General features: G+C 38.6%; 27 protein-coding genes, 1 tRNA gene and 1 pseudogene. 14 read left to right on the top strand and 15 right to left on the bottom strand.

Annotated elements, in window-relative coordinates:
• Positions 1–457, bottom strand: a 457-nt coding sequence (locus tag WIW72_RS01465; protein ID WP_337701980.1) for an IS607 family transposase, incomplete at its 3' end; no start/stop codon positions are given.
• 327 nt (positions 458–784) lie between these two features.
• A pseudogene (locus WIW72_RS01455) lies at positions 785–2,424 on the bottom strand (alpha/beta fold hydrolase).
• Positions 2,425–2,615: 191 nt separating this feature from the next.
• Between WIW72_RS01455 and WIW72_RS01450 the strand changes: the two are divergent.
• Positions 2,616–3,218 (top strand): MBL fold metallo-hydrolase, encoded by a 603-nt coding sequence (locus tag WIW72_RS01450; protein WP_337709112.1) that lies wholly within the window; start codon positions 2,616–2,618, stop codon positions 3,216–3,218.
• A gap of 20 nt (positions 3,219–3,238) precedes the next feature.
• Here the strand turns inward: WIW72_RS01450 and WIW72_RS01445 are convergent.
• The 3 genes from WIW72_RS01445 to WIW72_RS01435 form a co-directional block, all read right to left on the bottom strand.
• Positions 3,239–3,329: transfer RNA gene (locus tag WIW72_RS01445), tRNA-Tyr, on the bottom strand.
• Between the two features lie 663 nt (positions 3,330–3,992).
• Positions 3,993–5,621, bottom strand: coding sequence for a sodium:solute symporter family protein (locus WIW72_RS01440; RefSeq protein WP_337701976.1), 1,629 nt, complete (start codon positions 5,619–5,621; stop codon positions 3,993–3,995).
• A 6-nt stretch (positions 5,622–5,627) separates the two neighbouring features.
• Positions 5,628–5,831: a hypothetical protein gene (locus WIW72_RS01435; RefSeq protein ID WP_337701974.1), complete on the bottom strand. Its 204-nt coding sequence runs from the start codon at positions 5,829–5,831 to the stop codon at positions 5,628–5,630.
• 134 nt (positions 5,832–5,965) lie between these two features.
• On the opposite strand from WIW72_RS01435, the gene WIW72_RS01430 reads away from it, so the two are divergent.
• Positions 5,966–6,559, top strand: coding sequence for a hypothetical protein (locus tag WIW72_RS01430; RefSeq protein WP_337701972.1), 594 nt, complete (start codon positions 5,966–5,968; stop codon positions 6,557–6,559).
• A 132-nt stretch (positions 6,560–6,691) separates the two neighbouring features.
• Here WIW72_RS01430 and WIW72_RS01425 read toward each other — a convergent pair whose 3' ends face one another.
• Together WIW72_RS01425 and WIW72_RS01420 are read right to left on the bottom strand one after the other, a co-directional pair.
• Positions 6,692–6,982: a hypothetical protein gene (locus tag WIW72_RS01425; RefSeq protein ID WP_337701970.1), complete on the bottom strand. Its 291-nt coding sequence runs from the start codon at positions 6,980–6,982 to the stop codon at positions 6,692–6,694.
• Between the two features lie 909 nt (positions 6,983–7,891).
• Complete coding sequence (locus WIW72_RS01420; protein WP_337701968.1) at positions 7,892–8,263, bottom strand: hypothetical protein; 372 nt, start codon at positions 8,261–8,263, stop codon at positions 7,892–7,894.
• Positions 8,264–8,364: 101 nt separating this feature from the next.
• On the opposite strand from WIW72_RS01420, the gene WIW72_RS01415 reads away from it, so the two are divergent.
• Positions 8,365–8,613 carry a SelT/SelW/SelH family protein gene (locus WIW72_RS01415; protein ID WP_337701966.1) on the top strand — a complete coding sequence of 83 codons (249 nt, stop codon included), beginning with the start codon at positions 8,365–8,367 and terminating at the stop codon, positions 8,611–8,613.
• A gap of 86 nt (positions 8,614–8,699) precedes the next feature.
• On the opposite strand, the gene WIW72_RS01410 is transcribed toward WIW72_RS01415, so the two are convergent.
• Entirely contained in the window at positions 8,700–10,412 is a 1,713-nt protein-coding gene (locus tag WIW72_RS01410; protein WP_337701964.1) for a cbb3-type cytochrome c oxidase subunit I, read from the bottom strand.
• Between the two features lie 187 nt (positions 10,413–10,599).
• Between WIW72_RS01410 and WIW72_RS01405 the strand changes: the two genes are divergently transcribed.
• Positions 10,600–11,358, top strand: coding sequence for an enoyl-CoA hydratase/isomerase family protein (locus WIW72_RS01405; RefSeq protein ID WP_337701962.1), 759 nt, complete (start codon positions 10,600–10,602; stop codon positions 11,356–11,358).
• A 39-nt stretch (positions 11,359–11,397) separates the two neighbouring features.
• Here WIW72_RS01405 and WIW72_RS01400 read toward each other — a convergent pair whose 3' ends face one another.
• Both WIW72_RS01400 and WIW72_RS01395 read right to left on the bottom strand, forming a co-directional pair.
• Positions 11,398–12,387: an ABC transporter permease gene (locus tag WIW72_RS01400; RefSeq protein WP_337701960.1), complete on the bottom strand. Its 990-nt coding sequence runs from the start codon at positions 12,385–12,387 to the stop codon at positions 11,398–11,400.
• A complete protein-coding gene (locus tag WIW72_RS01395; RefSeq protein WP_337701959.1) occupies positions 12,384–13,109 on the bottom strand; it encodes an ABC transporter ATP-binding protein in 726 nt (241 codons plus the stop codon). Before WIW72_RS01395 ends, WIW72_RS01400 begins: the two co-directional genes overlap by 4 nt.
• A 27-nt stretch (positions 13,110–13,136) precedes the next feature.
• Between WIW72_RS01395 and WIW72_RS01390 the strand changes: the two genes are divergently transcribed.
• The 4 genes from WIW72_RS01390 (at position 13,137) to prf1 (ending at position 16,478) form a co-directional block, all read left to right on the top strand.
• Positions 13,137–14,081, top strand: coding sequence for an AIR synthase family protein (locus WIW72_RS01390; protein ID WP_337701957.1), 945 nt, complete (start codon positions 13,137–13,139; stop codon positions 14,079–14,081).
• Positions 14,053–14,541 (top strand): NTP transferase domain-containing protein, encoded by a 489-nt coding sequence (locus WIW72_RS01385; protein WP_337701955.1) that lies wholly within the window; start codon positions 14,053–14,055, stop codon positions 14,539–14,541. The genes WIW72_RS01390 and WIW72_RS01385 overlap by 29 nt, the downstream gene beginning before the upstream one ends.
• A gap of 6 nt (positions 14,542–14,547) precedes the next feature.
• The gene (locus WIW72_RS01380) at positions 14,548–15,306 is read left to right on the top strand and encodes a DUF1614 domain-containing protein (RefSeq protein WP_337701953.1); all 759 of its coding nucleotides are present in this window, start codon (positions 14,548–14,550) and stop codon (positions 15,304–15,306) included.
• A gap of 83 nt (positions 15,307–15,389) precedes the next feature.
• Positions 15,390–16,478 carry a peptide chain release factor aRF-1 gene (gene prf1, locus WIW72_RS01375; protein WP_337701951.1) on the top strand — a complete coding sequence of 363 codons (1,089 nt, stop codon included), beginning with the start codon at positions 15,390–15,392 and terminating at the stop codon, positions 16,476–16,478.
• A 46-nt stretch (positions 16,479–16,524) separates the two neighbouring features.
• Here the strand turns inward: prf1 and WIW72_RS01370 are convergent, their stop codons facing one another.
• Positions 16,525–17,145: a phosphoribosyltransferase gene (locus WIW72_RS01370; RefSeq protein WP_337701949.1), complete on the bottom strand. Its 621-nt coding sequence runs from the start codon at positions 17,143–17,145 to the stop codon at positions 16,525–16,527.
• Positions 17,146–17,230: 85 nt separating this feature from the next.
• Between WIW72_RS01370 and WIW72_RS01365 the strand changes: the two genes are divergently transcribed.
• Genes WIW72_RS01365 through WIW72_RS01350 form a run of 4 tightly spaced genes read left to right on the top strand, consistent with a single transcriptional unit; the run spans position 17,231 to position 20,587 of the window.
• Complete coding sequence (locus tag WIW72_RS01365) at positions 17,231–18,043, top strand: S-methyl-5'-thioadenosine phosphorylase (protein ID WP_337701947.1); 813 nt, start codon at positions 17,231–17,233, stop codon at positions 18,041–18,043.
• Positions 18,013–18,813 (top strand): hypothetical protein, encoded by an 801-nt coding sequence (locus tag WIW72_RS01360; RefSeq protein WP_337701945.1) that lies wholly within the window; start codon positions 18,013–18,015, stop codon positions 18,811–18,813. Before WIW72_RS01365 ends, WIW72_RS01360 begins: the two co-directional genes overlap by 31 nt.
• Position 18,814: 1 nt before the next feature.
• Positions 18,815–19,666, top strand: a complete 852-nt coding sequence (gene gdS-2 / locus WIW72_RS01355; RefSeq protein WP_337701943.1) for a hexaprenyl pyrophosphate synthase — start codon at positions 18,815–18,817, stop codon at positions 19,664–19,666.
• 36 nt (positions 19,667–19,702) lie between these two features.
• The gene (locus WIW72_RS01350; protein ID WP_337701993.1) at positions 19,703–20,587 is read left to right on the top strand and encodes a RimK family alpha-L-glutamate ligase; all 885 of its coding nucleotides are present in this window, start codon (positions 19,703–19,705) and stop codon (positions 20,585–20,587) included.
• 46 nt (positions 20,588–20,633) lie between these two features.
• Here the strand turns inward: WIW72_RS01350 and WIW72_RS01345 are convergent, their stop codons facing one another.
• Genes WIW72_RS01345 through WIW72_RS01335 form a run of 3 tightly spaced genes read right to left on the bottom strand, consistent with a single transcriptional unit; the run spans position 20,634 to position 22,604 of the window.
• Positions 20,634–21,089 carry an Lrp/AsnC family transcriptional regulator gene (locus tag WIW72_RS01345; protein ID WP_337701941.1) on the bottom strand — a complete coding sequence of 152 codons (456 nt, stop codon included), beginning with the start codon at positions 21,087–21,089 and terminating at the stop codon, positions 20,634–20,636.
• Positions 21,086–22,096: an NAD(P)/FAD-dependent oxidoreductase gene (locus tag WIW72_RS01340; RefSeq protein WP_337701939.1), complete on the bottom strand. Its 1,011-nt coding sequence runs from the start codon at positions 22,094–22,096 to the stop codon at positions 21,086–21,088. The genes WIW72_RS01345 and WIW72_RS01340 overlap by 4 nt, the downstream gene beginning before the upstream one ends.
• A 1-nt stretch (position 22,097) precedes the next feature.
• Positions 22,098–22,604 carry a hypothetical protein gene (locus WIW72_RS01335; RefSeq protein ID WP_337701937.1) on the bottom strand — a complete coding sequence of 169 codons (507 nt, stop codon included), beginning with the start codon at positions 22,602–22,604 and terminating at the stop codon, positions 22,098–22,100.
• A gap of 107 nt (positions 22,605–22,711) precedes the next feature.
• Between WIW72_RS01335 and WIW72_RS01330 the strand changes: the two genes are divergently transcribed.
• The gene (locus WIW72_RS01330) at positions 22,712–23,251 is read left to right on the top strand and encodes a phosphoesterase (protein ID WP_156007811.1); all 540 of its coding nucleotides are present in this window, start codon (positions 22,712–22,714) and stop codon (positions 23,249–23,251) included.
• Here the strand turns inward: WIW72_RS01330 and WIW72_RS01325 are convergent.
• Positions 23,241–23,471, bottom strand: a complete 231-nt coding sequence (locus WIW72_RS01325) for a hypothetical protein (protein ID WP_337701935.1) — start codon at positions 23,469–23,471, stop codon at positions 23,241–23,243. The genes WIW72_RS01330 and WIW72_RS01325 overlap by 11 nt on opposite strands.
• Positions 23,472–23,575: 104 nt before the next feature.
• Here WIW72_RS01325 and WIW72_RS01320 point away from each other — a divergent pair, with 104 nt between their 5' ends.
• Positions 23,576–23,953 (top strand): DUF5751 family protein, encoded by a 378-nt coding sequence (locus WIW72_RS01320; protein WP_337701933.1) that lies wholly within the window; start codon positions 23,576–23,578, stop codon positions 23,951–23,953.
• Position 23,954 lies beyond the last annotated feature (1 nt).

Raw genomic sequence — 23,954 nt, 5'->3', positions numbered from 1 at the left:
TAACGTTTACGCCATATGCTTTGAACAACTCTACGAGGTATTCGAAGCCGAAACGTGTTAGCCTGTCCTTGTAAGCTACTACAACTGTGTCAATTTGCCTCCTCTTGGCTAATTCTATTAATTTCTTTAAACCTTCTCTGTCCTCTTTCAACCCGGAACTTATGTCCTTAACTTCTATTGCACTCACTTCTCCGAGAGTTTTCCTAACCCATTCTCTCAATGCGACCAATTGCCTCTCCAAGTCGTCCTTTTGTGTTGGTGAAACTCGAGCGTAAATCGCTACTTGTTTAACCCTTCCACCGCCAGATAGTAATCTTTCAATTTCGCTGTAAGGTATTCTCCACCTACCGTTAACCTCAACAGCCTTTATCTTCCCTTCCCTAATCCACTTAATAACACCACTCCTACTCATGCCGAATATTTCAGCAACTTCACTAGGTGTTAGATACCTCTCCACAGTAATTAAAAGTAACTAGAAGTATTTAAAAGTTACGTGAAAGTGTTACAGTCTCCTCCTGCTGCTACCCACAATAATCCGTGGTAGTAAGTCGGGCTACCTCTAGGACCTCCGGGCTACTTAGGAGGTATTCGTAAATCTGGTAGTCTGGTTTCCCAAAGTATTTTACCAGTAAACAGATTTACCGCTGCTACACTACCTAAAGATGGTATTCCTACGTAGACAGTGTCATTTATTATTACCGGAATTCCATCCTTCTTTGCACATTTTTAAATAATTACTCAAGTTTTCATGGAAAAATATATTATTTATATAGATGTAAAAACGTTATTTACAGTGGTTTGCAATGAACTCAACGGCCCTCTTTATTGAGTCAATGTAATTTTCTATCTTCATAAACCCATGACCTTCTCCTTCATATATCTTGTACTCAACTTGCCTACCCAGCTTCTTCAGCTCCTCAACAACCTGGATTGTTTCTTCAGCAGGACATCTGGGATCGTTTTGGCCAGCCAACAGCATTAATGGTGCCTTTATTCTATCCACGAAAAAGATCGGTGACCTATCCCTAAGTAAAGCCTCGTCGTTACCGATCTTTATTTCATCGTATTGTTTCAATACCTCCCTCTCGAACTGTTTCTCAGTGAACCAGTTGACGAACGGTACTACAGCCACTGCAGAACACCATAGGTCAGGGTATTTAGTCACGGCCATCATTGTTAAATATCCGCCGTAACTAGCACCAGTAACTGCTACCTTCTTCACGTTTAGTACTTTAACCGCATTAATAACGTCGCGTAGGTCTCTTCCTCCTAGATCCTTGTCGTTCATGTGATTGAACTTCCTACCATAACCGGTGCTCCCCCTATAATCAGGACAGATCACCTTGAACCCCTTCTTCACCAGGAATTGTATTTCAGGGTTAAAGTTGTCAATACATTGGAAGTCCGGGCCCCCATGTATGTAAACTACTCCTTTGTCCTCATTTCCCCTACTGATTATAACGCGTGGATTTTAATACCATCAGAGTCATAAGTTACTGATGTAGGGCTCACGAATTCATCCTTGACTCCGTTCATTGAGTCGGTAAGCCTCTGGCTCAATTTACCTTCAATTACGTACAAGTCTGTAGCCCTAGAATGTTTTGACATCAGGTAATACACAGAATTCTTTACAACCTTCAGGTCGTGGATATAACCACCTTTTTCAAGATGTATGTTAGGGACTTGTAATAACTCACTCTTACCGTCCTTTATTAAAGTGTATAACACCTTTTCGTTATAAACTACAGCCTCATTAATGTCATAATCCGAGACGTTAATTATACTGGAAATCTCGTCCTTTTTGATATCATAAGAATATAACCCAAAAGTACCATTATGATTTGAGAGGAATATAAACTTGTCCTTATTTAAGAAGCAGTTTTCCGACGGGACTATTTGTTCGCTCTCGTCAAAGGATAACTCCTTTATTACATTTCCAGTGAAGTCGGAGACATAAATATTGTCATCATATATTCCTTGAGAATAGACTATCAGCTCTCCATTAGTACAATAACCACCTACAGGCTTTTCTCCCTTGCTTATATTTTCGATCTTCTTACCGTCGTACAAATAGAGGTGTAAAGTCTTCCCGTCCCTATTAGAAATGAAGAGGATTCCGTAAATGGTGACCATAGGAGAGGAATTATCGTATTTGTCGACTAAGAGAGGTTTTGGCTTCTCCCATCCCTTCTCCCACTCATAAATTCCCCTCCTCTCTCCACCCTCTGGATCTATAGTTATCAGGAGTCTGTCATTATCAGCCCAAACTACTTCTTCTGGAAATCCGAAGGTGTTTACTTTGTTGTCACCGTAGATATATGCTTCTGGCTTATTCTCCCTAATAATTAGTGCAATTTGGCTGTCTTTTTCTTCTACGTCATAATCTAGAACTGGTTTTATCTTAGTTAAATGCTCGTATTCCACGAGTTTGTGATTTATGTAAAAATCAATATTTAACCTTATTTTATTAGAATAAATCGTCAGATTGAACGTTAGGTTTAACGATCCTGATCAATATTGCCACAAAACTTCATGTAACTTCACACGCTATGTTAATAAGTTAACACTAAATAACTATAGGAGAAAATTATCTCATGAATGTTAAAGAGATCAAATTGAGATTCGTAAAATCTTTCATTATCAATTTAGATAACGGTGACCAAGTAATAGTGGACAGCGGTTTACCTAACTCTGCTCAGAAGATACTTGCGGAAGTTAATAAGGATCGTGTTAAATATGTAATATTTACTCATTCTCACATAGACCATATAGGCAGTGCCTATGAACTTAAGAACGCATTACGGAACGCACAGTTCTGCATTCACAAGGAAGGAGTAAAGAATCTTAGAGGAGAGGAGATTAGGAAACCAGTAGTACACTCCTTCACTTACAAACTCCTAATTGGCGCTTTTTCGTCCTTTACAAAGAAAAACTTCAGGGGAATTGAACCGGACTGCGAGTTAACTGAAGAGGAATTAGATGGTCTCCAGATTTTATACACGCCAGGTCATACGTCGGACTCAATCTCTATTTACATACCATCTGATAACTCAATAATTGTTGGGGATATGTTACAAGGGACTAGGAACGGGCTTAGAATGCCCGTAATACATGAGAATATAGAAGAGCTTTTGAAGAGTATACAGAGGATAAAAGAGCTTAAACCAAGAGTAGTTTATGTCTCTCACGGAGAGAATGGAAATAATATTTTAGTGTAAACAATTTGGTAGAAATATAGTCCCGCCGCGGGGACTTGAACCCCGGACCACCCGGTACCAGCTAATCCACCTACAGCCGGGCGCTCTAGAACCGGGCTGAGCTACGGCGGGTCTCTTACATCTGTCCCGACATTATAATTATAGTGCGAGAACGATTTATAAGTTTTTTTACAATTAACGACGTTTGAGCTAGTAAGTGTAAACATGATGTCTTAAGTATAATTAATTCTATATAGACCTTCGCAATAATTTGATACTTTTTCATTAATAAAACTTTGGAATTATACTGAAATGAGATACCATAAGTGTCCTAACTACGAAAGAGTAACGGAAGTCTATTATTTAACGAAATATATCTATGTAATCTGTATAGCGAGTTATAAAGTTAGGATATAATTACAGAAAGGAGAGTTTTAAAGACACCTAAAATATGAACAAAATTTAACGTCAGTTAAGCGAGTCAGCTACTAAGATAATACTTGAGACTCTAAGTGAGTGATTAACGTAGTGAGATAAAAACCAAAGTAGCCACGATGATATTAAAGTTTATACATGTATACATATAATCTGATTTTCTCCCTAAAACAAGGAAGCTTTTAATCTTTTGAAAACATAAAGTTCGCTATATCGTAAGTCTATATTGATAATCAACTATCAATATGAAGTTACGGCAAGATAGCTAATTATTTAAAATTAACTAAACAAAAAAGCGTAGAATAATAATAATGTTATAGATAATAAAAATATAAAAGAAAAAAGTCATTATTACTTAACTTAATTCTGCTTTGAAGGGCTCTGAACTTCTATCTCGAAGTCCTGTGCCGTTATTACTGAGATAGGTTTCCAGCCTGCTAGTCTGGCTATTAATGAACCAACAACTGTGGTTATTAAGTTCAATGACAACGCTATTAATGCTATATAAATCGGACCCATAGGGGTATTAAAGAACGAGCTCACTAGTGGCCCGAAGTGGTTTACATAGAGGGTTAAATAAATTCCGCTAGCCATTCCTACTATCCAACCTGCTAGTGTTGAATTACCCTCTAACTTGTCGGTATATAGAGCGATGAATACAGCCGGTAATGTTTGGGAAACAAGTATTCCGCCTAAAAGTTGAAGCTGAATCGCATAGGTAGGAGGAACTACAAATACGAAAGCTAACGCAACAAACTTGAACACTGTAGACAAGATCTTTGCTAACCTAGCCTCACTCGAGGGAGATAGCTTTGTAAACTCACCTATTACGTTTCTCGTTAGCAAGTTAGCCACACCTATAGCCATGATCGCTGCTGGCACTAACCCACCGATGAATATAGCTAAGAAAGCTAAACCTACAAACCAATCAGGCATTGAAGCAGCTATCAAAGCGGGAACTGTTAACGAACCATTCTTAGTAGTTATTACAAGGTTTAACGCGCTCGGTACTAAATATATTAAAATGCCAAATAGAGTGATTAAAGCTAAGCCGATTCCGTATATAGGCAATAACGATGTGCTCAACTTCAGCTTCTCTCTACTCTCAGATGATAAGGAACCGTTTATAGCGTGAGGATATAAGTATAAGGCTAGAGCACTTCCTAAAGCTAAGGAAAAGTAAGCAGCGTAAAGTTGAGAGGGAAGCACTGTATAACCGAGAGCCGACTTTAACGCCACAACATTGTGTATACCGCTCTTAGGATTAGATAAGTAAGACTGTGCAGCACTTAGAGCTGCTCCGTAACCTCCGTGTATGAGCGGTATATACACAGCTACTGTAATTACAGTGATCCACACTAAGATGTCCTTGAATATACCAGATAAAGCAGCTCCCCTTAGCCCACTAGTTATTGTAAACGCAGCTAGGACTATGAATGCTAGTAGTAAAGCTAGTTCTGTTACACTTAAGCCCGCAATCGTTGCATGCGGTGATATTCCTAACCCTACCAACAATACAGCTAGAACAGCCTCCATTCCTACGATCTGCAACGCGATATATGGCAACTCAGCTACTGCTCCAGTTAATGCCACGGCCATTGCTAAGGGCTTATTATTAAACCTATCCTTCACGAAATCAGCCGCTGTAACATAACCCTTATTTTTAGCAACTATCCAGAGTCTCGGCATTGTTAGCAGTGCTACTCCGAATCCCCAAGCTACATATGGTACAGCGAACCAATATATCGCTCCTTTTGCTAAAAATGCCGATGGTACAGCTATAAACGTATAAGCTGTGAATAAATCAGCGCCTAGCAGGAACCAGACTATTAACCAGCCTAGCCTTCTTCCTCCTAGTCCCCATTCATCGAGTTTTGATAAATCTCCTTTCCTCCACTTAGCACCATAAAAACCTAGAAATGTGAAAAATGCAAAAAGTACGACGAAAGTGGCTAGGGTTAAACCATCAACGTGCAAGCCCATTGCCATTTTCCGTCACCTATTTTTGAAGATTAGACTTACGGCTACGAACATTATAGATGAAACTATTAGTAGTATTATCTGGTAGAAATAGAAGATAGTTAGACCACCTACTGTCTCTGTTGCACTATTAAATACTGGATAGATAGAATATATTATTATGTCTATTAATAGAACAATTAGGGTTACCACGTAAAATATTTTATCGTTTACAGCCATGCTTGATCAATAAACATTCTATCAACTTATTTAAAAAGCTTATATCCTTAAAACAAGGGTTTTTCTATCATATTAATGTTATAATATCAAAAGTAGAAAACTACTTTAATTTGGTAATTTAATATCATATTATTGTGAAGTTAAAAACAAAGAGAGTGGAAGAAATAATAGTTCCACCTTTGCCTGAATACTCTTACGTGTGTAACGGCGAAATAGTTAGTGCCGAGTGTAAGGGGTCAACAATTTTTCGTGATCCAGATTTTATCACTATACAGCCTCAAGACGTTCTGTACTCTTTTAGCTTATCCTCGATCGTCTCATTAAAAGCTAGAGGGAGAAAATTTCGAAGGTGGAGCCACTACCTTAACAGCTATCATATCCAATTGGAAGGAGCGGACACTTCATTCCTTCTCTCATCAAACGGCTTTATCACAATTTACGTTGATGGCTTAGATTTTTGTGGGATCAGCGGGGATGTTGTATATAAAGAATATAAGGTAATCACGACAAAGAAGGATTATGATCAAAAGCTCGAAGAGATGTTAAGAGTAAAACCCCATTTGGCTATAACTGAGTTACGTGAGCTATGGATATCCATAACCGGTTATAAAGTGATATATATTGATAGTACAATTAGGAAGGAGTTGGAGAGAGTAGTTGGTGTAACTAGAATAGAATGTAATAGGATTGAAGAACGCGGTTGTACAACAATCTGTGAAAAGAGATAAAGTATATCAGCCACCTTCACTTCGTCATTACTCCGTACTCGGCAAACTCATCATTTTCCTAGGGATCATCACAATTCAGTCCCTACACCGTTCCTCATAAATAATTCAGTATGTAAAAAATTTGGAACCTTGTTAAATTAAAAGTTGATGAATAGATATTAACGTTAATATAATCACGTAAGATCCTACGTAAGATACCACTCCTGATATTAAGTTTAGATAAATCCTTAATATTGTATTAAATTTTCCAGAAACTAAGTTGGCAACTACTACCCCTACTACGATCGGCAGGACGTACTCGTCTATAGGGTTGAACCACCAGGAAGGTCCTTGTAGGAAGGCGTAAAAATCCAGAAAAGTAAATAGAAAGAAGCTAACTAATCCGCTCAATATCCCTAGTATTACCACATACCAAGCTTTCATTAGTCTTCACCACTAGTCTTGTAAGTAATCCTATATAATCTTTGTGACAAGAAAATTATATATCCTATTGATAGAATAGTTCACAAGGACATTTGTTCGGGCTTTCTCAATGAGTGGGAGTATTATCAGCCCTATCCTATTTTAACCTTTAGAGTTACACTACGGGAAACACAAATTTTACTCCTAGACTCATTTTGGATTCTTACTCAACCAAGGAAAATATTATTTATATCACATATAGATAAAATTTATTATAACCGACTTGTACTAAAACGTATGAAAGGTCTAAGCGGTAAAATAATAGGACTAATAGTTATCGTACTAAATAATAGTAGTTACATTAGGACTACATTTAGTTACGAACCACTTCGCGTCAACGGTTGCTTCCTTTAACTATAACACCAGTAACATCGACATCTAACATTACGTTGAGTGTGGTCACTTTTAGCGAACAATCAGTTAACTTCATACAGTATGTAAGATTTTTAATCGAGTTACTCTAACTTTACATGAAAAGAGCCTCCTCGCATGAGTAAAGAAGTCTTTAAGAGTAAAAACACTCCGTCGTCAGAAAGTGAAAAGATACGAGCTAACATCCCATACCTAAAATATTTAAGTTATAACTTATTAGTTCTAGTTCAGAATAGTCAGACAAATCTAATTCTCAGTTTGATTTTTCCGTATTTTTATTATAAATGAACTACCCTAAAACAGTAACATATAATTCACATTTTTTATCTTCTACTGTATTAATTAAAAAAGATCCAGCTGATCCATGAGTATGAGTTTTTTATTTAAATTCCTTGATGTAAGGCTCAGGGGGAATTTTTAATTACAAACCTTTCTATTCTTTCTGATTCTTATCTCCTTAGCTTATTAAAAAAATAATAATTTCCATTATTTTACACGTTAGAAATGTCCGTGATGATGGTGGTGATGGAAGGGTTCGGCGTACATATCTTCTTCTAGTTCGTCTTTCATGTTCTTTTTCAATTCTTCTATGTGATCTAATACGTCATTTAAAGTCTTATACTCCGTAGGAATGTACTTTATTCTACCATAAGACATCATATACGAACCGGGGCATAAGAACTGTTTGCCAACTACTATTGCATCTGGCTCAAGGCTTAGAATAGCGTCCATCGTCATCTCCTTGCTTCCAACACCAGGGTTCTCGTACTGTTCAACTTCCTTCTTTTCCTCGTTTATAATTCCTATTATTTCAGCTTCATCTAAGGGTTTTAAATTATAGTCTTTATCATATGTTACAGCTATTTTCATTTCACTTACTATCCAATTACGGGGATAATAAATTCGCATTAAATAAAGGTTTGCAATTATTCGTTATCAAATTATTTTAAGCAAGAAATAAGATAGTTCTCATGGAAGGCAAGACCCATGTTAAGATAGTGTATTGTAGACCATGTGGCTATCTGGATAGAGCATTAGATCTAGCAAGAGACGTTCTAAGCTATTTTGAAAATACAATCGTTGAGCTAGAGCAAGGTAGTAACGGTATATTTGATATTTATTTGAACGGAAATTTGATCTTCTCCCGCTATAAGGAAAGGAGGTTCCCACAAAACGAGGAAATCCTTAAGGAGATAGGAAAGCTTAAGATGTCGATATGAATTAAGATAAAAAGTACAGATGAAGAGAAGAAATAGGGAGAAAAATTAAAAAAAAAGAGAAAAATTTAAAAAAAAATTAAAATTTTCTAGGAGGCTTGTCTCGATACTCTATGGGCAATACCTATCTTCTCTAGTTCGGTCTTAACTAGGTTAAATCCTTTAATTACGCCGTTAGATACTATATCATAATCTCCACTAAACGTCATGACTAACGAATTAGTAACCTCACCCAAACTAACACTCTCACCATAACTTACCCTACCTTTCACTAAAGTTAACACCACATTTACTAACCACACAGTAGTTGCTATGTCAGCAATTGCAGCACCTATCGTAGCTAATATCTGCCCGTCTATGAGCGCTGGGGAAAGAGGATAAACTTCTTCTTTCCTTATTAGCCCTGATAATCCAAGTTCAGAGAATCCAACTATAAGCATTATTGTACCTATTAAGTAGCCCCAGAAGTGTGCCCACGCCATCTTGGCTGAATACCAAGACCTCTGTGTCATCATCGGTAACATTAAGTATAGAGCAGCAAATCCAGCAGGAACTATTGAGAACAATATCATCGCATGGAAATGAGATACTACGTAATAGCCCTCATGAGATATTGCGTCAAATGAAATAACTGAATTGGATATTCCCATAACACCTCCATATATTGAACCAGCGAAAGACAACACTGTCCAAGCTGCTAGCAGGTTCCACTTAATATTAGCTCCTTTTACAGTAGCAAACAAGTTAAAGAATGTCATCATTGAAGGCACTACAATACCCTCTGTCAACACCTCTACCAACACTTTTACTTCGGGAGGTAAATTAACCATGTATAGGTGGTGTATCCCTAGCGGACCGGTGGAGAATATTAAGTATAGTACTGCAGATACCCTTGCCAACTTTTCACTGTATAGTGGTTTACCCGCAAGGGTCGGTATCAGTAAGTACAAGGAAGCTACAGCTGGGAACCATGCAATATAGACTATTCCGTGCCATAATGTCACAAAGGATATCTGGTCAGCAATTACGTTATAACCTACTAACTTGTAAAATGCTAGTAAGTCCCATAATGTAGTCACTACTTCACCAGAGTAGCTCTCTAACATTAATATTGCTACTACTAAACCGAACACTAGAAATATAGGTAATTTTTCATTCCTAACCTTTGACGCAAGGTAGAAGTGATATACATACCAACCCGTCATCAAATATATTCCAGCGTCCATTAAAAGCCATGCTATGTACCAGAAGGGAGACACTACGTATAGGGAGTATCCAGGGATTCCTATTGGTGCAAGGTAGTACCAACCAGTAGAACTAAAATAGTTGTCAAAACCTTGTTGTTGAGTTATAATAATAGGGCCTTCGAAGAACATGAAAGAGATGTTGAATAATACGAAGCCTAGGTTAAACACCCACTTAGCTCTCGGCTGGATTGACAACATCCTAAATGTGAAGTAAATGAATATTGCAAGAATTAGTTGTTGAGCAAACCCGAACAAGTCCCTGATTGCGTGAAGTGTTACAGACGCGTACCATTCCTGAGGAGATAGAGGTAAGAACTGGGCTACTCCCCAAGCAAACTCTTGAACTCTGACCATAAAGGCGTCTATAATCCCTAGAATACCCCATATCACGCTTAGTACTATCATTCCCATTGTAACTCTCGTAACCCACTCCTTATCTAATTGGAATAATGCCTTTACTAAATCAGCTAGTTTTCCCATAACGAAGTTAAATCCCAAATATCCTACAACTGCAGCTCCTCTAATAAGCCCCCTCAAAAAGTCTCCTGCGCTCATTTTAATCTACCTCACAATTTTTATTTAATCTGATATAAACGTAGTTTTATAAAAGATATATATGTATTCCAAATCTTTTTGTAATAATACTTAAATACGGTGAAAAATTATCGATAAAATAAAGTAATTTTCCTGACAAAATAGATCAGAGAAAGTATTTATTTCTCTAGCATAGGTATAATCAGGGATGAATACCTTAATAACTGATGTATTAAAAGATTATGCTAAAATAACCTTCAACACTGGCGGAAAATACAACGTAGTGAATAAGGAATTTATGTACGACATGATCGATACATTAAGGGAGTTAGACAGTTATAAGGACGTAAGGTTTATAGTGCTAACTGGAGCAAACAAGAACTTTGGAGCTGGAGCTGATATAAAGGAGCTAAAGTTGGCAAATGAGAACAGAGAATACGCAAAGAATTTTTTCTCTACAATGTTCGATATGTATAGAACCATTATAAATCTCAACAAACCAGTAATCTCGATCGTAGAAGGAATAGCTTACGGTGCGTCAATGGAAATACTTCTCGTTTCGGACATCGTGATTGCCTCTCCTTATGCTAGATTTGCGGCACCTGGGGCTAAGATAGGAGTATTCCCACCAGTCCTTGTGACTATAGGTAAAGATGTTATAGGAATTAATAATGTGATCAGGATTGCCCTTTTGGGAGAAGAACTAAGTGCTGAGGAAGCAAAACAGATAGGGCTAGTCCACTTCGTAAGTGATAACTTGGAAGGTGAAATACAGAAAGTTATGGATAAACTCAGACTTATGGCTCCTTCGTCTCTAATGAGTATGAGAAGACTTATTTTCAAAAAGTATGAAAGTGAGTTAGAGTCAGCTTTCAAACTTCTCATAGATCAAGTTTTAACTAAAGACGCAACTAACGGGATCTTAGCGTTTTTGACAAAGACGAAGGCTCCTTGGGTTCTACAATAAGGTTATAAAGTGTTTTTACTTTTTCCCCGTCAGTTTATCTTATACCTCTCTGAGCCTTAACAACCTAGAACCAATTCCCAAGAATACTACGGTAAGGATGAATATCACTCCTAAATACACCGGGTTAGGAAGTTCACCGAGGACTAATGTTGCTCTGACCACATCGTTTAGCAATGATACTGGCTGGTACTCGGCAAACACCTTCAGAAATGACGGAAATATAGAGGGAGAGAAGAAAGCGTTACTGATGAACATTAAAGGTAAAACTAGGAAATTGGCAACTATGTTAGACAAGAACACTTTCTCCTTGGGTGTTAAACCAAGAATCGCTGCACCTAAACCTGAAAACATAAGAGTCCCTAATACCAGACCTGCTAAAAACGGAAGTCCTAGATCTGGCAAAAAACCCATTAACGCACCTACTACTAAGGTAGCGATAGAAGAGAGAATTGTGATTACTACCTCGTAGATCATCAAAGCCAAGACCCATTCATAATCCTTTATTGGCGATGAGGCTAACCTCTCTACAAGCCTATCTCTATAATATCCACTACCAACACCGGTTACCCCAAACAGACCATTAGATAGGGTTATTACTCCGACTACACCTGAAATCTCATAAGCTACTGGAGTAGCTCTCGTAATAGTTTCTTGAGCTGTAAATGGTGTTTGCTCATGTAAGTAATACAAAGACAGATATGACTTCAATAAGGGAATATAGTTACTTGTCAGTTGGCTGTAATATATTACTTTAGAAGTAGAGTTAACAAAAATTGCGTTATACAACGTGACGTAATTGGGATTACCTCCAACATAAGCAATAAATAGTTTACTCTGATTGAGGTATGAAGCTATTTCCCCACTATTATTTCCGGCAACATAAACCATTATATGGAGTTGAAAAGCTTGACCGAGTAATGAGAAAATGAAGGCGAGTATTAATGGAAATACTATTACAAAGCCCAGGGTAACTCTACTTCTCAAATTGTCTTTAATGATCGCAACTGCAGTAGGGATAACGTTCCTCATTGATCAACACCCTCTAGTTGTCTCATAAGCTCTAAGTAAGCTTCCTCTAAACTTTCCTTTTTGAACTCATTTACGAGTTCGCTTGGAGTTGACAACTTAACGATCTCACCCTTATAGATTACAGCTACACGGTCTGAGAGCTTTTCCGCCTCGTCTAAGTAATGAGTTGCCAAAAAAACTGTGATCCTCTTGTCCTTCAAAGACTTCACAACCTCCCAAATGTTCCTCCTAGACTTGGGATCTAGACCAACTGTAGGTTCGTCTAAATAGACTATCTTTGGATTACCGACTATTCCACAAGCTATCGCTACCCTTCTCTTGATTCCTCCAGATAACTCCCTAAACTTTTTATCCTGATGTTCTTTTAACCCCAACTCCTCAATCACGTCGTCCACAGTGTCAACTTTGTAAAGCTTTGCGAAATACTGGATATTCTCTCTTACAGTCAATTCGGAGAAACCCTGAAACTCCTGAGGTACTACACTTACGATCTCTCTTATCTTCTTACAGTCCTTCGGAACTTCATAACCTGCTACAGTAACTTTTCCCTTAGTTGGTTTAAGGATGCAGGACAAGATCTTTATGGTTGTTGTCTTCCCTGCACCGTTGGGTCCTAAAAAGGAGAAGACCTCGCCTTCTTTCACTCGTAGCGATATCCCTCTTAATGCCTCTACTCTGTTCTTGTAAACCTTCCATAAGTCCTCGATGACTATGATGTCCATAAATATCATTGTCGTTTATTTACTATTATGCGTTTCGGAAAAATTCCAATTAACACATTTTTAAACAAAATTCCTCATGAGGACTGCGTAGTTTGTCCAAGTATAGGTGAAGACGACGCTTACGTAGATGTAGAAGGCAAATATTTGGTAATCCATTCGGACCCTATAACCGAGGCAGGAAAGAATGCCGGTTTTTTATCAGTAGTTGTTGCGTGTAACGATGTTAATATGAAGGGAGTACGTTGTAGGTGGGTAACCACGGTTCTATTGTTGAAAAGTGAGGACTCACTTGACAACGTAATTGAGGGGATAAACGAAGCTTGTAAACTACTCGGATGTAATGTAGTAGGCGGTCATACGGAAGTAACTCAAGGTGTGAAGAGAGATATTGTTGTAACTACTGCCTTCTCCTTCTCAGATAAGATAATGAAGTTATCCGACGCTAAAGAGGGAGATTACGTATTGGTTTTCGGAACGGCGGGAATAGAGGGGACTTGGATTCTCGCTAATGAATTCGAAGAGGAGCTTTTGAAAAAGGGGGTAAGAGCGGAGGTCATAAAAAGATCTAAAGGATACAAGTACAAGATCCCAGTACAAGACATTGCATTAAAGGTAAAGGACTACGCTATAGCGATGCATGATGCTACGGAAGGCGGTGTTTACCAAGCCTTGCTTGAGGTAGCCAAAGCCTCAAACCTAACTCTCGAGGTAAAGTCTGAAATTCCGGTGTCGGAAGAAACGGCAGAAATAGTAAGAGCGTTGAATATTAACCCGTATCAACTCATTTCTTCAGGTTGCTTCATTACGGTTGCTAAGAGTCCCGATGTTAAAAAACTGGAGAGTATTGGAGGTAAGGTAATAGGTGTACTTAAAAAAGGAGAGCCGAAGCTAATTATTAACGGTAAAAGTTATACCGAAGACTTCGAAGAGGAGTTGGTTAGAATTGAAAGCTATTATAATGGCGGGAGGTAAAGGAACTAGGTTCACCCCTTTAAAACCACTAGTGGAGGTTTGTGGCTTACCCTCTTATTATCGCGTTTATCAAGTAGCTAGGATGTTTGCAGAAGAAGTCTTCTTAGCAATTACTAACTCTTCTCCTTTAATTTTCTCTGCATTGTCTAAAATAATAACAGAGGGACGAGGTTATGAAATGGATGTATATGAAGCTGTTAAGAAGGTAGGTATCCCGACTTTAGTCTTTCCAGCTGATACCCCTATTATACCTATTGACGCTGTTGAGATCCTCATCAGTTCATGCGAAGCGGATATTTGCTCCTTGAAGAACCACGGGGATTACGTAGGGATAAGCTTGTGGAGGGGGTTTAACACGAGTAATTATCAAGACGTAGAGTACTCCTCTTCAAAGATTTATAATGTGAACACGTATGAGGATTACGTTAGAGTGAATTATTTATGCAGGATAGGAGTATAATGTTCAATGAGTTACGAGAAACCACCTAGAATTTTAATTATATATCATGTAAGGGGGATACTCGCAATCGTCTACATTTTTTTCGCCTTTTTAATGCTGATAGTCACTATTGGTTATTTCACATTCCTCTTTAAGAGTATTGGTTTAAACGACGTGTATAGCTTTCTCTTAGCTTTCAGTTTCTCATTTCTCAGTTTTGCCTTCAGCCCGGTTAATATAGTCTTAAAGGAGATAGATAGGGAGGCATTGATGCCCAGTGTTGACGTAATTTATGTTTTTGGCATTCCTTTGTACGTACCAAGACTTTCATACGAAATAAGGAAAACTTTAGTTGCGATAAACGTTGGGGGAGCAATCGTACCTGTAATAATATCCTCTATCTTATTGATTTTCACTGCTGAACTTTCCTATTTTATCCCTCTTCTGATTATGGTTAACACGTTAATAGTAGTTCTAGTTTCTCATCGCTTTTCGAAAGTAATGCCCGGTGTAGGAGTCGTAATGAACCCTTTGATTGCGCCAGTCACTTCATCATTCGTGAGCTTGATCTTCTTCTTTAGTACACCACTTTTCGTTCCTATTTCCGCCTACATAAGTAGTGTTTTAGGAACACTCATCGGAGCCGACTTACTTAACATGAATAAGATCATTAAGGCAAGTCCACAGATAGTGAGCATTGGAGGTATGGGGACGTTCGACGGCATTTTTTTGTCCGGTGTATTTTCAATAATGATTGGGGAATTTCTTCTGGCACTAGTCAGGTGACATTTTTTCCTTTCACGACTTTAATTTTATAAGGTGTTATCACGTAAATATATCTCGATTAGGGATGAGTCTTTGACAAGTACTTGATAAGTAGACAAGAATTAAAGGTTCTAATCAGAGAATTAAAGAAATGGAGTGCACCAGCAACAGTCCTACTCTCCTTATACATACCTCCGGGCAGACCTGTACCAGATGTTCTTAATCTATTGAGACAAGAAGCGTCTATAGCACAGAACATTAAGTTAAAGCGAACGAGAGACGCTGTAACTTCAGCTATACAGTCCGCTATTGATAGGTTAACCCAAATCAATAAAGTCCCAGATAACGGTTTAGTATTGTTCTGCGGTGAAAACTTCGACACAAATGATTTCAAATGTTTCATGTTCTCACCACCAGAAAAAGTACCCATATTCTTCTATCGTACTGATAAGTCTTTCCATACGGAATTCTTGGAGGACATGGTAGAGGAGTCAGACGTATATGGGTTAATAATAGTTGAGAGGGACTATGCGACGATAGGTGTACTGAAAGGTACCAGAATTCAAGTCTTAGAGGAGTTTGAGGGTTTCGTTCCAGGGAAGCACATGATGGGTGGTCAGTCACAGCGAAGAATTGACAGAATCATCGAGGAAATGTACGCTAACTTCCTTAAAGAGGTAGGAGAGAAAGTAAATGCGTTCTTCATACCGTTCGTCGAAAACAAAAAGATGAAAGGGATATTAATAGGGGGTCCCGGGTACGCTAAAAAGGACTTTTACGAAGGGGACTATATGGATTACAGGCTGAAGAAGCTAGTATTACAACCATTGTTTGATGTACCAGATCAAGGTGATGCAGGACTTAAGGAGTTAGTAATGAAAGCTCAGGATTTACTGAAGAACCAGAAGTACATTCAAGTGGAGAACTTACTTGAAGAGATAAAATACCACCTTGCTAAGGATGACGGGCTTGTGATTTACGGAATTAGTGATATAAGAAAAGCGTTACAGATGGGTGCGATAGACTCACTAGTTGTGTATGATGAGCCTGGCTCGGAGCTGGAGAAGCTGGCACAAGAAGCGGAGAACTACGGTGCGAAAGTGTACGTGATAGGAGATGAACTTCCTGACGGGGAATGGGTAAAGAAGACTTTCGGAGGAGCTATAGGTAAGCTAAGGTATAAGGTATACTAGGATAATAATTAACTCACTTTTTAGCAAATTATATTTTTATCGTATGCTAAGATAAGAGATCTCTTCTTTTCATTTCTTGAAGTATTTTCTGTAATGGAACAGGTGGTTTTACACCATAACTTTCTAAAAACTTCTTCTCTAGCTCCTCAGTTTTAACCCCCTCATTCATTAGTTTTCTTACAAGGTTTATTTCGTCCTCCCAGTAGTTCCAAGGATACATAAACCATGTCCAGTCCTCCACTATTGAAGCTACATAATCTGGCTTAACCTTAGCTACTGGCTTAATGTATTGCATTGTAGCTGTCTTGGTCACTGCAGGAGAGAAATTCTCAGATACGTATTTCTTCGCTAACTCAACACTGTCACCGGTATCAGTTATATCGTCCACAATCAAAGTTTTCTTACCACTTAAGTCCAGCCTATACGCGTACTTAACCTTAGCCTGAGGAGTGTGTGAAGCGGTTTCCACCCAATGTTCTACCTTTATGGACAACACATCCATAACTCCTAATACATCGGCAACTATTCTTGCTGGTACCAAACCTCCCCTTGCTATTGCTATTATTACGTCGGGTTGATATTTATCCTCTTTAATTATTTCCGCGAGTCTTGTTGACCACTCTACAACTTCATCCCATGTTACTACCTTAACGGGTATCTTAGGCAATTCAACACTCCCATGACATCTATATCTAAACCTTTATCAAGTTTATGGTTTATACTTTTTATATCTGAACGTAAAAAACTCTTTGATGATTGAACTAAAAGATAAGACAACAATCGGGATAATAGGGGGTTCTGGAGTATACGATCCGAAAATACTCACAAACGTGAAGGAGATAAAGGTCTATACACCTTACGGTCAACCCAGCGACAACATAATTCTCGGTGAGTTAGAGGGGAAGAAAGTAGCCTTTTTACCCAGACACGGAAGAGGACATAAAATCCCTCCTCATAAGATAAATTACAGAGCTAACATATGGGCGTTAAAAGAGTTGGGGGTTAAGTGGGTAATTTCTGTCTCAGCTGTTGGGAGCTTAAGGCTCGATTATAAGCCTGGCGACTTCGTAATCCCTGACCAGTTCATAGACATGACAAAAGGTAGAGAATATACATTCTTTGACGGTCCCGTAGTCACTCACGTATCGATGGCAGACCCATTTTGTAACCACCTCAGAAGGATAATAATAGAGTCAGCGAGGGATTTGGGGATAACTACTCACCCTTCCGGTACCTACATATGTATAGAGGGTCCTAGGTTCTCGACAAGAGCCGAAAGTAAGGTCTGGAAGGAAGTCTTCAAGGCTGATATAATAGGGATGACTTTGGTTCCTGAAGTTAACTTAGCTTGCGAGGCACAGATGTGTTACGCGACTATAGCAATGGTTACGGACTACGACGTTTTCGCGGATATACCAGTTACGGCTGAGGAGGTTACTAAAGTCATGTCCGAGAACACTGAAAAGGCCAGAAAGCTCCTATACGAAGTTATCAGGAGGTTACCAGAGAAACCTAATGACGGAGAGTGTAGTTGTTGCAATTCCCTAAAGACCGCTTTAGTCTGAACCTCTTCTCGATTCCTTTTTTATCCTCAATCGGCTCGGATTTCACTATAGTGTACAACAGAAAGAGTGAATTGGAAGCGTTCACTCTTTACAGAGCCCTTTCACAACTGTCGGAAAAAGTTGTGAGGCTCGTTAATTTATACGACTTCTTATTCTCGGAGAAGCCTTACGCTGACGTTAATAACGTAATTGCGTTTCTACACGACAAAAACGACGTCATCCCTTTTTTGGACTCCATGTGGTCTCTAGGAGGAGAAGGATATCTGATAACGTGTAACGTAGACATGAAGAAGGAGAAAGGTAAAGGTGATGTGGAAATCTTGAGTAAGGAAGGAGAGTTATGTGAAATAGAGACGTCTTTATCTCTCCTCAAGGAAATCTCGTCCATAAACAAAAACAAGAGGAGTGAGGAAATATTAAAGGAGCTTAACTCCCTTAACACATTAGAGGAATGGTTGAAAGAAAAAGTTAAGGAAGTAGATTTCAACGGTTTAATTGTTCTCTCCCCGCTTCTTTTACCCGCACGCAATTTAATGCAGAAATACCTTAATACTGAAATAAAGAGCCACGAGGATTTTCTTGGTTCTAGCAATACATATACATTTATAACTACTGGAGCCGATGTTTTAACGGTCAGGCGTATGGAATTCGAACTTAGGGCTAAAGGAAAGAACGTGAGGGAGATTATCTTTGACGTTGACCCTTTACTTGCACCAGTTTATTTATCAATTTTAACATATTTATTTAAGCAACCCGCGAGAGTGTTATGAAGTGGATTTTCTAACTTATTGGCGACGTACTAAAGAGATCGTTGATAAGCTCATTGAAGATTACTTATCAGATATAAAGGACTGGGAGTTATTGGAAGTGAGTAAATACATTCTGAAGGACGGTAAGAGGTTCAGGGCAACGCTTACCATGTTCTTCACTGAAGCTTTAGGAGGGGAACAGTCGAATTCATATAAAGCTGCTTTAGCCTCTGAGATCCTTCACTCATCTTCCCTAGCCTTAGATGACATTGTTGATTACGACCTTACAAGGAGAGGAGTGGAGGCGGCTTGGGCAGTTTACACAAACAGAAGGGTAATATTCATTACCAACTTTCTTATTCCCTCCGCATTGAACATTATCTCGAGTTACGGGGAGAGGGCATTAAAGTTAAGTATTGACCTCTGGAGGGACACTGCTATAGGTGCATTAAAGGACATTTTCGGTACCCCTGTAGATTATATGAAGACTATAGAGTATAAGACTGCGAGTCTCTTTAAACTGTCTACAATGCTATCTGCTTTTGCAGCGAAAAGAGAAGAAGTTGTGGATCTTATGATAGAATTGGGAAAAGAACTGGGAATAGCTTACCAGCTCATAGACGATTACATAGACGTATATAAATACGAAAAAGGAGAGTTGAAGGTATTGGTAGGGAGTGCAAAACAGCTTTATGACTTGAAAGGTGCAGATTACAAGGAATATGTTAAGGCGGAATATACTAGTGCTGTATCTAACTATTTATCGTTGGTGAGAAAAATAGACGTAAGGCAAGAGTTTAGGGAAGCTGTAATATCTATTCCGGACTTCCTTACAGCGGGTTTACTTAACGAGGCGGGTATTAATAAACTATAAAAACGACTCATATGAGGAAAAAATTGGTGATAACTTATTAAAATTGCAGTAATCCACGAGTCTCAAAAGGTCACTGAGGCTTCTAAGCAACTACTTCTAGAAATAAAGAATAATGGTCATACTGCAATATATTTAAGGATTTCACAGATAAATCCAGTTATTACGACTAATGGTGTAGAATTTACATATGGAGGAAAAACATTAATGATAGATGGAGGAGTCGTAAGGAACTTAGGTTTCATATCCTCCACTGAACAACTTATCAAAAGATTCGACACACTGAAAGCTATGGAAAACAACGGTGTAACGTTAATTAATAGACCTGAATCCATGTTCGACGCTAGAGATAAGTTTAGCAGCTTAGTAAAGCTAAAAAGTGCAGGGATCCCCATACCTGAGACCGCATTAGTGGAGAGTCCCTTTGAAGCTATGAGACTTGCAGAGCGATGGAAAGAGGTGGTAATAAAACCCTTGGTGGGAAGCCTTGGTCTCGGAGCAGTAAGAGTTACAGACCCAGATATAGCGTTCAGGATAGCTAAATCAATTTTGTCCGTAAATCAACCTGTGTACATACAGAAATACGTGAGAAAGCCGGAAAGAGACATAAGAGTCTTCGTGGTTGGAGATAGAGTAATAGGCGGTATATATAGGATAAACAAAACCTCTTGGAAGACCAATGTTGCTCAAGGGGCTTTAACACAAGTTATCTTACCGGACAAATACCTTGAGGAGATAGCATTGAAGTCCACAACCGTCTTGGGACTGGATTACGCTGGTCTCGACGTAGTCGAGGATTTAGACGGTGGTTATAAAGTGCTTGAGGTAAACGCGGCTCCGCTCTGGAAGGGATTTTATCAAGCGACTAACGTAAACCCTGCAAAATATATTATCCAGCACCTGATTCAGAAACTTAAGAAATGAGGACTAAAAAACCGGCTGAAAATGTGATGACGAGCTCTCGCACCGATCAGTCTAAAATTACACTTCTCAATTCCTTAATAGTCCGTAAGACGAACATTGTATATGTTGAAGTTACTCCGTCCATATTTCCTATCATATCGAGAACCTTAGCTAACTCCTCCCTCGTTTTAACTCTCACCTTTAATAAGGCGTAATATTCACCGGTTACATCATAAACCTCCAAAACCTCTTTGAACTCGGAGATCCTCTTCAAGATTCCCTCATATTTTTTGGGATCAGCTTTAATCATAACGAAAGCTACCACGTTGTAACCTATCACTTCAGGGTCTATATCTACGTAAAACCCCTTTATGACCCCGTTCTCTCTCAGTCTCTTCATTCTCATGTGTATTGTAGATTCACTTAAATTCAGCATTTTAGCTATCTTAGAAAACGGAGTCCTCGCATCTTCCTGAAGTATCTTTATTATCTTTTTATCTATGTCATCGAGAATATAGGTCATAGTAGTGACCTCCCAAACAACTTAATTAAATCGGACATGCCAAAGTCTCCTATAGCTATTCTATATACAAGGTCTGGGTCACTTTTAGCTATTAGCTTAGAAAGTAGACCAATACTAATGATTTTCTTCTTGACACTATCTATTATTTTAGCCTGGGCTTGAATCGTGAAGTATAGTTTTGAGGCTTTGAACTCCTTGACAAAATCCTTGTCCCCTAAAAGCGTATCAGCGTAAATTTTGGAGCTCAGTATGGAAGGTCTTATACCCTCTCCAGTGAGAGGATATACAGTACCTAAAGCTTCTCCGACATAAGTCTTCTCGTTAAGCCTCAACTCATCTATACCATAATCCGAGACCCTAGCCCCGTGAAAAGTGAATACTTTACCCTTCACTAATTTAGATAATCTTTCCTTTAGAAAACTAACATCGGCATAACCTCCTATCCCTATCTTACTACCTTTATCATCGGGGAATATCCACGCATATCCTAACAAATCGCTGTAGAAGTAAAACTCAACTATCTCTGGGTCTATCTTGTAGTCCGTAATATATTGAATTGCCGGTACCGTATGATCCTTAGGTAGTTCATAATGACCGTTAGAAATTACTACCTTATCCGCGTTAATCTTCTCACCGTTAACCAAATAGTACTCCTCTTTACCCCCTTCTCTCTTCCTGATGACTTTCGAATTAAACTTAACGTTGAGCCTTTCGGCAAGATGTTTCAGAAACAAGGGTTTATTTATAATATAACCGAGAGTTTGTTTTCCCCTTATGTCGTGTATAAGCTTATCGTTCAAATAAATCCTGAAGCCTTTGATCTCGCTAATTATACTATCTTTCGTGATCGGGAGTAAGGACTCAACCCCGCTCATAAGACCCCAAGCACAAGGCTTTTTTCCGACATCGTCTAACGCTTCATAAACAGTAACGTTATATTTCGTACCTTTCAAAAACCAGGCTAAAGATAATCCAGCAGGCCCTGCACCTACTATCGCTACTTCCATTTCACCCACTTCTCCTAAAGTATAAAAATACCAGAATAGCTACCACTAAAGTTCCTGAATATAAAATTATCAGTGGGTAAAATGAACTCAAAAATCTTCCGATCACCGAACCTATTATCAGTACCAGAAGAAAAGGTACGTAACCGTTGCTGAAGTAAAGTAAGTCCTTACTAATCATAGAGGGTAATATGTCTTTCAGCAAAAGGAGGAATTGGACTATGAATGGTATTATGAATATTAGACCAGTCTCCGCAAAAAGTTTCGGTTTTGAATAGGCTGAGAAGAATATTCCTAACGTTATACCTACGGCGAATACACCGGAGAAGTACGTCCCTACTACCTTCCCCTTAAGTGTTTCCCAAGTACGGTTAGAGTACATAATATAAAGAACTATAATGAGCCCTATTGCTGAAGCTACTAAGAACGCTGGATAATTTAAAACATATGCTGGCACTGTGGGAAGTATAAGCAATATTACCGAAAGTAACACCGTAGTCCTCGTCTCCAATTTGGTTCAAAAAGAATAATGAATACGAGTTATAAAATTCTAATGCTAACCCTTTCTGAGAAAATAAAAAATAGTTAAAATACATATTAGTAATAACGGGTTTAAGATTGAAGATCCTAGTGATGGGTAACATAAGGTTTCCAGAACCGCACGTCGAAAGCACATTATCTTCGATAATCAAAAAAGAAGAACCAGAGACTATTGTACTTGACGGGGATACTACTCAGTGCTACTGGGACTACGAGTGTCCAAGAGTTATTGACGTCCTATATGTTATAAGGAGTATAGCCCCTTGGGCTCAGATAGTCTATATTCAAGGAGATATGGATCCTCATGCATTGAAATGTATAATGGCAGAACCTAGATATAGGGAGGAAATTATAGGTACTACAATGTACATAGCGGAGGTCTCCTCGGTTAAATACTACATACTACACGGGCATCAAGGTGACGTAGATCAGCTCAGGAGGAACGTAGGAGCAGGTCCTTGGGATTGGATAATAATTGCACAACAGAAAAGGCTTGAGATAGATAAGCTGGCAAGAGTTATATACGTAGGTGGTATCACTAGGGAGTACCCGCCGGAAGCTAGAGGATACTTAGTCATTACTGATTCTTCTCACTTCCTACGCCAAATTAAGAGCTGACCCCGAACCTTGCTCTTCTTATCATTTCGTAAATCTTAACGTCGTAATAACCTTCCTCCACGTCATATTCATCTCCCTCACTCCAAACATTGTAGGAATTAATCCAGACAGCGTCTTTTTCACCCTTAGTGAATACTATTTCAACCCCTAACTTCCTTAGTTTCCTAGTAATCTCCTCAATTTTCTCGTCGAATTTTCGGTATATTACTTGTGCTATCACAATATAATATTGTAGTGTTTACAATAAATAAGATATTAGAAAATACTCAGTATTTCCTCAAACCAGCGAAAAACACTAATACTTTACAACAAGAGCAAAAATAGATGAAAGCATTACTAGTCCTTGTAGCAATGAAAGATGAGAACTTAGAGAAAACCTTTAGAAAGATCTTTGCAGACGTGAGGTCAAGCGGGGCTAAAAAAGTGCTTATTAACGTAATATCACAACAACCTTTCCATAAGGTCGTGGATTACATAAGGGAGCCAATGTTAGACAATATAGACATAGGATACGAACTTTTCTTATGGAAAAGGGAAGACATGGCTAAAGTCGTAGAGGAAAATAGCAAAAAAGAGACTGATGGAGTCCTCTTATACTGTGATAACGAAAATAGGAGTTTAATAGAGAAATTATTCTCTCAATTACCTAACAATACTCGCGCAAACTTACTTAAGGATAACTGCAGAAACCCTAGTGTATAGG

Source organism: Stygiolobus sp. CP859M, assembly GCF_037389975.1.
Classification (GTDB): domain Archaea; phylum Thermoproteota; class Thermoprotei_A; order Sulfolobales; family Sulfolobaceae; genus Stygiolobus.
The sequence above is the reverse complement of the archived record's forward strand: the minus strand, read 5'-3'. Positions and strand labels throughout refer to the sequence as shown.